Annotated in this window: 10 protein-coding genes and 1 riboswitch; of the genes, 2 read left to right on the top strand and 8 right to left on the bottom strand. The window is 36.1% G+C overall.

Annotation, left to right across the window (positions count from 1 at the left end; translation table 11 throughout):
* Window positions 1-62 precede the first annotated feature (62 nt).
* The 4 genes from AB4Y30_RS04710 to AB4Y30_RS04695 all read right to left on the bottom strand — a co-directional run bounded on the left by AB4Y30_RS04710 (window position 63) and on the right by AB4Y30_RS04695 (window position 4,401).
* Window positions 63-1,442 (bottom strand): leucyl aminopeptidase family protein, encoded by a 1,380-nt coding sequence (locus tag AB4Y30_RS04710; protein WP_368654336.1) that lies wholly within the window; start codon window positions 1,440-1,442, stop codon window positions 63-65.
* Between the two features lie 182 nt (window positions 1,443-1,624).
* Window positions 1,625-2,323, bottom strand: a complete 699-nt coding sequence (locus tag AB4Y30_RS04705; protein ID WP_368654335.1) for an N-acetylmuramoyl-L-alanine amidase — start codon at window positions 2,321-2,323, stop codon at window positions 1,625-1,627.
* Between the two features lie 63 nt (window positions 2,324-2,386).
* Window positions 2,387-3,106 (bottom strand): MOSC domain-containing protein, encoded by a 720-nt coding sequence (locus tag AB4Y30_RS04700; protein ID WP_368654334.1) that lies wholly within the window; start codon window positions 3,104-3,106, stop codon window positions 2,387-2,389.
* A 65-nt stretch (window positions 3,107-3,171) separates the two neighbouring features.
* Window positions 3,172-4,401, bottom strand: a complete 1,230-nt coding sequence (locus tag AB4Y30_RS04695; protein WP_368654333.1) for an MFS transporter — start codon at window positions 4,399-4,401, stop codon at window positions 3,172-3,174.
* A 982-nt stretch (window positions 4,402-5,383) separates the two neighbouring features.
* On the opposite strand from AB4Y30_RS04695, the gene msrA reads away from it, so the two are divergent.
* Both msrA and AB4Y30_RS04685 read left to right on the top strand, forming a co-directional pair.
* A complete protein-coding gene (gene msrA / locus AB4Y30_RS04690) occupies window positions 5,384-5,908 on the top strand; it encodes a peptide-methionine (S)-S-oxide reductase MsrA (RefSeq protein ID WP_368654332.1) in 525 nt (174 codons plus the stop codon).
* 34 nt (window positions 5,909-5,942) lie between these two features.
* Window positions 5,943-7,103: an MFS transporter gene (locus tag AB4Y30_RS04685; protein WP_368654331.1), complete on the top strand. Its 1,161-nt coding sequence runs from the start codon at window positions 5,943-5,945 to the stop codon at window positions 7,101-7,103.
* A gap of 66 nt (window positions 7,104-7,169) precedes the next feature.
* On the opposite strand, the gene AB4Y30_RS04680 is transcribed toward AB4Y30_RS04685, so the two are convergent.
* The 4 genes from AB4Y30_RS04680 to AB4Y30_RS04665 all read right to left on the bottom strand — a co-directional run bounded on the left by AB4Y30_RS04680 (window position 7,170) and on the right by AB4Y30_RS04665 (window position 12,400).
* On the bottom strand, window positions 7,170-8,462 hold the full coding sequence (locus AB4Y30_RS04680) for an NCS2 family permease (protein WP_368654330.1): 1,293 nt from the start codon (window positions 8,460-8,462) through the stop codon (window positions 7,170-7,172).
* A gap of 273 nt (window positions 8,463-8,735) precedes the next feature.
* Window positions 8,736-8,839: riboswitch (purine riboswitch) on the bottom strand.
* Between the two features lie 235 nt (window positions 8,840-9,074).
* A complete protein-coding gene (gene ilvD, locus AB4Y30_RS04675) occupies window positions 9,075-10,745 on the bottom strand; it encodes a dihydroxy-acid dehydratase (protein ID WP_368654329.1) in 1,671 nt (556 codons plus the stop codon).
* Between the two features lie 321 nt (window positions 10,746-11,066).
* Window positions 11,067-11,435, bottom strand: coding sequence for a hypothetical protein (locus tag AB4Y30_RS04670; RefSeq protein ID WP_368654328.1), 369 nt, complete (start codon window positions 11,433-11,435; stop codon window positions 11,067-11,069).
* 11 nt (window positions 11,436-11,446) lie between these two features.
* Window positions 11,447-12,400 (bottom strand): DMT family transporter, encoded by a 954-nt coding sequence (locus AB4Y30_RS04665; RefSeq protein ID WP_368654327.1) that lies wholly within the window; start codon window positions 12,398-12,400, stop codon window positions 11,447-11,449.
* Between the last annotated feature and the right edge of the window lie 144 nt (window positions 12,401-12,544).

The raw sequence follows: 12,544 nt of genomic DNA, 5'->3' as shown, positions 1-12,544 counted from the left end.
AACTCCTAGAGAATAAATCATTTATTCTTTCAGGAGTTCCCCTAGTTTTATTTTAATCCCATCTACTCAGAAACATGCTCCGTAAAATCTGCTAATAATCTAACACCAAATCCAGTGGCAGAATTACCGTAATAACCTCTTTCCGTACTTTCCATTACACCAGCCATATCAATATGTAGCCATTTATGGTCTTCTGGAATAAAGTTACTTAAAAACAATCCTCCTGCAATAGCTCCCGCCATATCTGATTTTGGTAAATTACTAAAATCTGCATAATTACTACTAAAATGCTCTTTGTATGTATCAATAAGTGGCATTGGCCAAATGAAATCTCCATTTTCTTCACCAATTTTCTTAATAGCAAAGGTCAATTCTTCATCACCAAATGCTCCTGCCATTTCTGTGCCTAATGCCATCATAATAGATCCTGTTAAGGTAGAAATATTGAAAATATATTCTGCTTCCAGCTCAGTTGCACGAATGATACCATCAGCTAAAATTAATCTTCCTTCATAGTCTGTATTTGCAACTTGAACATGTAGTCCATTTTTATAAGTAATCACGTCACCTGGAAGTACAGATGTGTTATCAGGAATATTCTCTACAATCGGGATTAATGCTACTACATTTACTTTAGCACCACTGTCAGCGAGTAGCTTCATAGCACCAGATACAGCAGCCGCACCACCCATATCCATACGCATATTACTTAAATCACGTGCATCCTTCAAACTAATTCCACCAGTATCAAAGGTAACCCCTTTTCCAACTAAAGCAACAAGTGGTTTTGTTTCATCCCCACAGTAGGATAATTCTACAAAGGCTGGGTCATGCTTACTTCCACGACAAACAGTTAATATGCCATTCATTTCTCTTTCTTCAATTTCAGGCTGACGTAAAACAGTAACATTTACAGCAGTATCTTTAAATGTATCTTCGAGGATTTCTGGGAATGTCACTGGATTTAAAAAGCTTGGTATTTCATTTTTCAGATCTCTTGCAAACATGGTTGCTTTTGCACGGATTTTACCTGCTTCTATTGCTGAAGAAAATTCAGTTCCTTCCCAGCTTAATTCTGTAGTAAATGCTTCTACATTATGTTTGTATTTAATAAATTGGTAAGAGCCTAGCTCCCAGCCTTCCACAAATGCAGTGACTACATCATCCTTTGACCAAGGTGAAAATTCATTCCATAAGCTTTCTTCATGGATCTCTGCATTTTTTACCTTTCTATTGCGTAGTTCACGAGCAATTTCCCCTGCTAACATACGAATTTTATCTTTTGTTTTTTTACGTTGTTGGACTTCCTTCACAAGTACCTGTACTTGATTATCAACTAATTGAACAGAAAAATCTGCTGAACTATTATTTACTAGTTGAACAAGCTGCTCATTTTTTTGAATCTCTTTATCATTCATAAATAAGACAATCGCTTTACTCATCCCCATGCCCCTTTTCTTCTCTATATGTTTTATTAACTAACCTTAAAAGGATTGCTTTAAGCGTCCAAATACCTATCATAATTTTAGGTAAACCATATCAAATTTAGTATATCACTAACTTTTTAGAAAATAAAGAAAACTAAGCAATCCACTCATAAATTATTTGGATTGCTTAGTTTAACTTAATTCACTCTGATTTTCTGACCTATTTGTAAAGATAAAGGGTTAATAGATGTGTTTAACTTCATTAATTGCTCAACAGAAGTTTGATAGCTTTGGGCAAGGCTCCATAAAGTGTCACCTTTTATAATGACATGCCAGATCCTTTTATCCTGCTTTAATAACTTTATTGCTTTTGCTATTCCATTAGCATGTGCCAAAGCTAGTCTTTCAATAAATGCATAGGATTTTAATTGCCGTGCATCTTCTAAACGATCAATAAAGCCATTTTCTACAAGGACTGCACTCATTCTGGTTGCGCGTAACACATGAAAGTTTGCTGCTTTACATCCTCGATCAAAAAAGTCACTACCTTGCACAATTTCATGATGAATCATCTTTCTTATTTCATCTGTTTTCGCTCTCTCTGCAAATAAGCCATCATAAATAAATGATTCAAATCCAGTTCCTCCGCCTGCATTTACATGGATAGATACAAATAAATCAGCTTGCCATTGATTTGCCATATTCGTTCGTTGAACCAATGATAATGTTTGATCTGTTGAGCGAGATAGTTGAACAAGTACACCTTCGTAATTTTGCTCCAAAAATACCTTTGTTTGAAGTGCTATTGCCAAGGTAATGCTTTTCTCTTGTAAACCGTTGGCAATTGCACCTGGATCTCTTCCTCCATGCCCGGGATCAATAAATATTTTCTTCATAAAAAATACCTCCTTTGATTGTTCTTATCTAAACAATCGAAGAAGGTATATGAAATAGGGGTATTATCTTCCCACTTCCATATTCGGTCCGTATACTCTTTTTTCTATAGAAGACTGCTGACCACGCAATCTTTTCATTAATGTCTTTTTCCAGCTTTCTGCTAATTCGGGAATTCCTGCTAACTCTTCTGCAAGTTGCAAATCGTTTTTATAGACATGCATGACTTCATTACAAGCTGTAATGGTCCATTTCGGATGAGGGCGTTCCATTAATTGTAAAACATCACCAGCTTTAACATTTCCCTCTTGTAGTACCCGGAAATACCATCCCGTTCTACCTGTATTTTGAATTCGTAAAGCAAGATCCTTCACTCGGAATCTTCGGGCTGGCTTCCAGCATGGCTGTCTTGGTTGGGATACTTGAATAATCGCTTCGCCAAATTGATAGATATCACCTATACAAAAGGTAGATTCATCCCCATGTTCGAGTGCAATATTTTCTCCCATGGCGCCAATTCTCATGGTATCTATTTGCAAATCCTTCTCCCAATATTCATAATGAGAGCTTGGATGTGCGAAGATAGCTTTCTCAGGTCCACCATGTACCTTCGTATCTGCTACCTCATCCCCTACTAAACCTGTTTTTGATAAATAAATAGGTTCTGTTTTAACTTCTTTAAACATTCCACTCTTCCATGCGCGATCCATTGGGTCTGCTGCTCCATGTTCGCCAACTTCTTTTACTTTTCCTGTTAATAATTGGTGTGCAAATGGCTCACTCATCAAATATCAAGACATGGATATGAGAATTAGATCCTCTTCATCCTAGTCTCTTTCCCCCCCTTACTTCAGCCATGCTGTTTTTGAAAGAATTTCCTCTTTTTCACACTTGAACTGCTCTTTGTTAAAATTGCAAACTTAACCCAAGCTGCATTTAGAATTAACAAAATACCTGCCCATACAAATATACTACGAATCCCAAAATTAGAAGCAATTACTCCTGCAATAATTGGACCAATTAGATTTCCTAAAAAGATAGCGGAATTAGAATAACCAAACGTAGTACTCTCCATCCCTTTCGGAGCATAATGACGAACTAAAGTATTAATAGCCGGAAGCATACCACCTAAGCATAGTCCAAGGAAGAAGCGTAATATGATTAATTGCCAAAGATTAAAGACGAAAGCTTGTGGTAACATAAACACCGCTGCCCCTAGCACCGAGAAAAACAGTATATGTGAAGGTCCATATTTGTCTGAGAGCTTCCCAAGTTGCGGGGATGCTAACATATTTGATAGCCCCATAACAGCCATGGTAACCCCTGCTAAAAACGCAATCTTTTCAGCATTAGGTGCAAGCTCCTGCACATATACAGAAATTAGTGGTAAAGTTCCCTGTAAAGCAAGCTGAACAATTGTTGCTACTCCAAAGATAGCAAGAATTGGTTTCACCGCTATGATTTTTTTGAAATCTTGAAGATGACTTGATTTCACTGGAACTTCTTCTTTTTCAAATTTCTCTTTTACAAAGATCCATACGAGAATTGTCGCAATAAAAACGGTTAATCCTGTATAGATAAAAATCGATTGAAAACCTAAGGAATCTGCCATAATTCCACCAAACATTGGCCCAATAATCGAACCAGCAACTGCACCTGCTTGTAATGTTCCAAGCGCATACCCCATTCGCTCTTTAGGTGTATTGGTAGAAATCAAGGCAATACCTGCTGGAATAAATCCAGAAATAGTTCCACTTAATAAACGTAAAAAAAGTAATTGAATATGACTTGTTACAACTCCCATTAATGAAATAGTAATAGCCATACCTATCCCAGAGCGAATAACCATAATTTTCCGTCCATGCTTATCCGCTAATTTTCCCCAAATTGGAGAAAAGATAAAGGCAGTTAAAAAGTTAGCAGCAAAAATCAGTCCTGCCCAGAAACTAATTTCCTTCGCATTTGTTAAACCTAGCTCTTGCAAATAAAGTGGTAAAAACGGAACGATAGAGCTCATCGATGCCATCACAAAAAATTGTCCTATACACAGTATTAAGAGGTTTCTTTTCCACCTCACCATCCTGTAATCATCTCCTATTTTTTACCGGACACTATCGTTACTAAACGATATATTTTCATTTGCGCCACGAAACTTAGCAATATGATAAGAGACTAGAATAAAAAAGTGTTTATTAAATAAAATACGAACCTATAAATATATGCTACTCTAGGAGTTTTATATATTTTTACATCCTATTCATATATTGCTCGTTGTTTTATTTGGTTCTAAATTTTTGATTGTTCATCTCGAAAATTATCTATTCAAAACCTATGACATCCTTAAGAGGCTCCAACTCTTCTTTAGAACAGAAAAATAAGCATATATCTCGCCATCTATAGAGGTGAGATATATGCTGAACACAACTAAAACACTTCTTTATATATCCCAATCTCTTTTCACATGCGGCGTATTCCTTGAGTAAATTAGCAAATTAACCAAATTGATTCTGTCCTTCTCTCCCCTCAGAACCATTCTATTTCAAAATTAGAAAAGTCCTTCATTCCCCCAAATGTTTTGCATAATCCATGTTGCCAATACCGTTTCGTGGTGCCTTTCTCAATATATTGTGCCCATGAACCAGCGGTAAACATTTTATAGAAGTTTGAAGTATTAAGAGCTATAAAAACAGCAAGTCTTCATTAACTCCATCATCATCAATATCGAAACATCATCACATTCTCTCTTATCTCTTCCGCTCCATTATTAAGGGAGAACATCATTTTGCTTCTGTTAATCCTGCTTCATTTTTCTCAAATACAAACGCCGTGTTGCAATATGATACTTTAAGTATAAATGAATTTGACAATTTTGAGAACTATTCAGACTATAAGAATTAAAAATTAATGAATCTGTCTTGACAATTGAAGAATTAATTCCTCCTTTTGAATCCACACCTTTCATTAAAATAAATAAAATCAAATCAATTATTTTCTATCTTTCATCCATTTGATTTATAATGAAAGAATAAATTATTTCTTTGTTGAAAGTAGGTATTAAACAAATGACTGAATTAAAAAAAGCTACCTTTGCCGGTGGATGTTTTTGGTGTATGGTAAAACCATTTGATCAATGGGACGGGGTACATGCTGTCATATCTGGATATTCTGGTGGGCATTTAGAAAACCCAACCTATGAAGATGTGAAAAAAGGAACTTCTGGGCATTATGAAGCTGTTGAAATAACATTTGATCCAAGTATTATTGCTTACAAGGATATTGTTGACATCTTTTGGCAACAAATTGATCCAACAGATGCAGGAGGACAATTCCAAGATCGTGGCGACTCTTATCGTGCAGCAATTTTCTATCATGACGAAGAGCAAAAAGCTATTGCAGAAGCTTCTAAGCAAGCACTTGCAGATAGCGGTAGATTTTCTAAACCAATTGTAACGGAAATTTTACCTGCTAGTAAATTCTATCCAGCCGAAGATTATCATCAAGATTTCTATAAGAAAAGTGAAAAAGAATATTTAGAAGATCGCGCTAAATCTGGTCGCGACGAATTTATAGAAAACGTTTGGAAGTAATATAACTTCCTAAGAGATGAAGGCGGGATGTGGATTGACAAAAGGGCCTCTAGTTCCATTAAAAATGTTTCTATTTAGTTATTATGCAACAAACACAATTATTATTAGTTACTTACCTTTGTATTTACAGTATAAAGGATTAACAAATGCAGAGGTTGGTTGGGTTCTAGCGATAGGTCCACTTGCAACTATTTTAGCACAGCCATTCTGGGGATTCTTAAGTGACAAGTATAAAACCGTGAAAAAAATACTGCTCATTTGTGTTTCTGGTATGCTTGTTGCTAGCACCATCTTTTTTCAAATGGATGTTTTAGTTGCTATTCTATTAAGTGCAGGGTTATTTTATTTCTTTTCCACACCTATTGGCGCACTTGGGGATAGTCTAGCACAGAGAAGAGCATTTGAACTTAAGGTTCCGTTTGGGTCCATCCGAACTTGGGGCTCCATTGGATTTGCGGTCTCCTCGCTGGTCATTGGATTTGTACTTACAAATATTGGGATTCAATATATGATATTCCCTTATCTGATGTTTGGGGTGTTCGCTCTTTTTATTGCAACTCGGCTTCAAGATGTTCAAGTATCATCAGAGCCTGTTCAATTACATGATGTGAAAAAGATGTTCAGCAATAAACCATATATCTTTTTCTTAATCTTAATTATCTTTCTATGTTTGACACATCGAGCAAATGATAGTTTCGTAGGATTATATATTGTAGAACTCGGTGGAAGTGAAAGTCTTGTTGGATTAGCTTGGTTTGTTGGAGTTATTAGTGAAGCCGTTGTATTCGCTCTAGCAGGATATTGGTTTAAAAAATATCATCCAATGGTATTTGTCATTTTGGCGGGTGCTTTATACAGTATTCGTTGGTTATTCTTTGCAAGTGCCCAAAGTCCATTTATGGTCATTGCATTACAATCCTTACACGGAGTAACATTTGCTGTATTTTATTTAGCAGCATTTGATTATATTGCGCGTATGGTACCAAGATCGTTACAATCTACAGGACATCTTATTTTCTTTTCCGTCTTTTTTGGAGTTTCCGGAATCATCGGAGCTTTAATGGGAGGTTCCATCATGGAAGCATATGGTGGTACTACCCTTTACCAAGTTATCGCAGGTTTCGCTTTTACTGGAACAATCTTACTTACAATTTATCATACGGTTATCTTTAAAATGAGAGCAAGAAATATCTAACTAAAGAAGAGGTTGTTCAGAAAATCAGTGAAAACTGTTTTTCTGGACAACCTCTATTTTAAAAAATCAACTTAAGAATATGAAGTACAAGATAAAGATAACAAACAGTCCATACATAATCGGATGAATTTCTTTAATTCTACCTTTTAAGATCATTGTAATTGGGTAGAAAATAAACCCCATCGCAATCCCTGTTGCAATGCTATATGTCAATGGCATCATTAACACTGTCAAGAAGGCTGGAACAGCAATTTCAAATTGCTTCCAATCGATATCCTTTAAAGCAGTAGACATTAAAACCCCAACAATAATTAAAGCAGGAGCAGTTACCGCAGATGTTACAACACTTAATAATGGTGAGAAGAATAATGCTAATAAGAAAAACCCTGCTGTCACAACAGAAGCGAAGCCAGTACGTCCACCTACCCCAACACCTGCAGTAGACTCAACAAATGATGTTGTTGTAGATGTACCTAAAATAGAACCCGCTACTGTTGCAGTCGAATCAGCCATAAGTGCTCTACCAGCACGTGGTAATTTATTATCCTTTACCAGTCCTGCTTGTGACGCAACTGCGACTAAGGTTCCAGCTGTATCAAAGAAATCAACGAATAAAAACGTTAAAATAACAACGAGCATTTGTAATGTAAAGATATCACCGAAGTGCGCAAATGCTTGGCCAAAAGTTGGAGCAATGCTTGGCACACTTCCAACAAAACCATTAAATTCAGATAAACCAAAGATAATCCCAGCAACAGCTGTCATAATCATTCCATAAAAAATACCTGCTTTAATACCTAATGTTAATAAGATAACAGAAATAATTAAACCAAAAACAGCAAGTAATACAACTGGTGACGTTAAATCACCGATGGCAACTAGAGTCGCTTCATCACCTACCACAATCCCTGCATTTTGAAGCCCAACAAATGCAATAAACAGACCAATTCCTGCTCCAACTGCTTTTTTCAACTCTGATGGGATTGCGTTAATAATCTTTTCACGAAGTCCAGATAAAGATAAAATAACAAAAAGAATTCCAGATGCTAATACCCCAGCTAGAGCTGTTTCCCAAGCAATTCCCATACCTATAACGACAGAAAAAGCAAAAAAGGCGTTCAAGCCCATACCTGGTGCAAGTGCGATTGGATAGCGAGCAAGAACACCCATTAAAAGCGTACCAATAGCTGCTGCAAGTGCCGTAGCCGTAAACACAGCACCAGGATCCATCCCTGTTGCACTTAAAATATCAGGATTGACAAAAAGAATATAAGCCATCGCTAAAAATGTTGTTAATCCTGCTGTGAACTCTGTCCTATAATTAGTCCCAAGTTCTTCGAAGCGGAAATACTTCTTCATTCCCTTTCCCCCTAAAATAATTGAAATAATATTATTTTAAAAAACCAAGTTTAATTGGCTTTTAAAAACAGGTGGTGTAAATCATAATAAGTTTTAAATACTTCTGTTTGTAAAGCTATTTCATTTTTAGAGAATTGGGCAAGGCTAACCAATAAAGTTACAGAGCACGAACATTGATAACAACTCAATAGATTACGTACATTAACTATATTCCATCTATGTATTGTTCGTTTTTTATTTTTCTATACTAGCTTCTATTCATGTTAAAATGAACTAGAATTCTAATATCAGCGTAGTCAGACCATTTATGGTAGTCTGGTAGAAACTCCGTGAGCCTTATTCTCTAGGATTATACGCTTTACTTCTTTAAAGCATTTCAATAAAGCAATCATACACGCAGATGAACCTGCCTGTCAATAACTTCCCGTTATTTCACAGCGAAAAAATCAAGCCAAAAACCGAATATTAATATCAAAAAGAGAATCCCATTAAAAAACAGAATTCTCCTTTTTATATTAATCTATTAATTTATATAACGAAATTACTACATTAGCCTAATTCACGAACATTAAAAACAAAGATGCTTTTATTCGTTCAGATTATTATTATGACCTAAATGCTCATGATACCGCCTTTAGATGCATTCGTTACTAATTTTGAGTACCTTGCTAACCAACCAGTTTGAATCTTCGGTTTGAAAGGCTCCAAATTTTGACGGCGATCCTCTAACTCTTCATCAGAAACCTTTACATTGATGGTACGTTTTGGTAGATCAATTTCGATTACATCTCCATTGTTAATCAAGGCAATTGGTCCGCCTTCTGCCGCCTCGGGTGAAATATGCCCAATAGAAATACCACGGGATGCTCCACTGAAACGGCCATCTGTAATTAAGGCTACTTTGGTTCCTAGACCTCTCCCCATAATTGCTGAAGTTGGTGCTAGCATTTCTGGCATTCCTGGTCCACCTTTTGGCCCTTCATATCGAATTACCACAACATGTCCTGCTTCTACAGAGCCATCATCAATCGCTTCTTGTGCCTCTTCTTGAGAATTAAAAACAATTGCTTCTCCAGTGAATGTTTGAATAGATGGATCTACTCCACCCACTTTAATAACTGACCCTTCAGGTGCTAAGTTACCATATAAAATAGATAATCCACCTACTGGGCTATATGGATTGTCTTTTGTGCGGATTACTTTATCATTCGTAATCTCATGTGCTTTTACTAACTCACCCATCGTCTTACCTGTGATTGTGATACGTTCTGGATGGATTGCTCCAGGGATTTTTGTTAATTCATTAATAATAGCCTCAACCCCACCAGCTTTATTCACATCATCCATTGAAATATCTGATGCAGGCATAATTTTCGCTAGATAAGGTACACGACTAGCTACTTCATTAATATCTTCTAAGTTATAATCAATTCCTGCTTCATGAGCAATTGCTAACGTATGAAGCACTGTATTTGTAGAACCACCCATTGCCATATCTAATGCAAATGCATCATCAATTGCTTCTTTAGTAACAATATCACGTGGTTTTACATCTTCTTTAATCATACGAACTAGGTTTCTAGCTGCTTCATATATTAATTCTTTACGCTTCGCACTTGTCGCTACGATGGTACCATTACCTGGTAATGCTAGACCTAACATTTCCATTAAACAGTTCATAGAATTTGCTGTAAACATTCCTGAACAAGATCCACATGTAGGACAAGCATTATTTTCAATATCTAATAACTCTGCTTCTGACATTTGCCCAGATTTATATGCTCCTACTCCTTCAAATACAGAAGAAAGAGAAATTTGCTGTCCAGATTCACTTACTCCAGCTTCCATTGGTCCACCAGAAACGAATACAGAAGGTACATTTGTACGAACTGCTGCCATCAGCATTCCTGGAGTAATTTTGTCACAGTTTGGGATATAGAATACACCGTCAAACCAGTGTGCATTAATTACAGTTTCAGCAGAATCAGCAATTAATTCACGACTTGGTAAGGAATATCTCATACCAATATGTCCCATAGCAATCCCATCATCTACACCAATCGTATTAAATTCAAACGGAATTCCTCCCGCTTCAATAATAGCTTCTTTTACTACATCAGCAAATTCACGTAAATGAACATGTCCTGGAATAATATCAATATAGGAGTTACAAACACCAATAAATGGTTTCTCTAAATCTCTCGCTTTCACTTTTCCAGTCGCATATAAAAGGCTTCGATGTGGTGCACGATCGATACCAACTTTAATCATATTACTTCTCATTATACATACACACCTTTTTCAATTAGTTAGTCTCTTCATTTTAAGTGCTATAAATAGTTCCGTCAACATAGTTGTATGATTATCATGACTTATCTGATTATTCCGTCATAACCATTTGTGAAGGAGGTTCAGAAAAAAGGTTTTATTACTTAAAATTAGTTCCGAACATAAATTGTGAAAATAACCGCTTCGAGGGATACAGGATGTATGTCAGTTCGGTGTTGCGACAGGACGTCGCGAACTTAACCGAACTTCCTCTATACTTCGCTTCATTTGAATAATGTCCGTATTTCAAGCTCTGTTTTTCCTTTTATTTTAACCTCATTTTTCCTCTAAAAATAGAATCGCCTTAACAATATCAGTTGCTTTAAAGGTTCGAAATTCATAATGAATCGAAACAAAGAGTGTCTCTATATCATTTTCCAAGGTTCCAAGGAAAGAAGCTTGCTTTCCGTGAGAGATGGATGCATCACATCTTAGTATTTGGTGACCCGTTGGAAGGAAATCTCTAAGCTGGGACAGTGCTTCTTTTCCCTTTATCATTGTTCCCTTTGATAAATACATTTCTATTTGCTCTGCACTTTTTTCTAGTAATGCTTCCTGATTATTTGTTAACAATGCAATCGAATATTCTTGAATAAATTTATTCTTCGGTGCGTTATCACAACCTGAGTTACGAATAATCTCCATGATTCTCACCTCTATTTTAATGTAAATTTATAATGATAAATACGCCAAATTCCAAATAATACACCGATTAAGATAAGCACAATACTAAAGCCTTCTGTCATCGTTGGAAATGCTTGATAATATATAAACGCATATAATAATCCAAAAATGGTTTCAAATGATAGAAGCATTCCTGATAAGGAAACTGATAACCTAGCTGATGCATGATTCCAGGCCCAGGTAGCTACCCATGATGCAAATATCCCTAATACAGAAACACCGATGATAAAGATTAGAAATTCCTCATTCGCCCAAATACGTACCCAGATAGGCTCTTGGAAAATGCTGTTTACGATAATTACTATAATTACCAATGTTAATGTTTGAATACCAATGATTGTTGAAAATAAATCTGCTGAAACATCACTATTTTCTCGTAAAAAACGCCCATTCGAAATTCCGTATCCTGTCCACATCCCTAAGGCAATTAATGCGCAAGCAAAACCTAGAAGAAAATCATTGCCACTTACTTCGAAAGCTTGCATATCTAATTCCCCATAAGACAGTAAAGTAACACCGATTAAAATCGAAGCCGCTGGAATAAGCATGATTTTCAATGGGAATTCCTTATAAATAAAATTACCAACAATACTGATAACAATTGGGATTGTGCCAAGAACTAGTGTAGTTACTGTTGCTCCAGCATATTTTATCGCTAAAACAAGGAAGAAAAAATATCCTACATTCCCAGCAAATGCATAAATTAATGCTTGCAACCAAACTTTTTTCGATATTTTGAATGGATTTTGTCGAGCAATCATAAATAAAATAATAGAATAAAGGCCGTACATAAAATAACGCCCAATCGTAATATCTAACGATGTGAAACTTGCAAGCATATTGGGAATAAGAAAAGCCAACCCCCATGCGGAGCCGGCAATTAGACTAAAAATAATTCCCTGCACTGTTGAAGATGTTCTTGCCATTTTCCTCACTCTCCATCTGTCTATATCAATCACGCCTTAGAGTGATTCATCTGACCTTTAATTATTAAAAGCAATTCAGTAATGAAGCAAATAAAGCACTTAGATGTCACCGTCCTATTTGTTGAGACTCCATCTAGCTCTAGC

Origin of the sequence: Ornithinibacillus sp. 4-3 (assembly GCF_040958695.1) — a bacterium.
Classification (GTDB): domain Bacteria; phylum Bacillota; class Bacilli; order Bacillales; family Amphibacillaceae; genus CALAMD01.
Note: the sequence above shows the minus strand (reverse complement) of the source record. Positions and strands in the feature narration are given on the sequence as shown.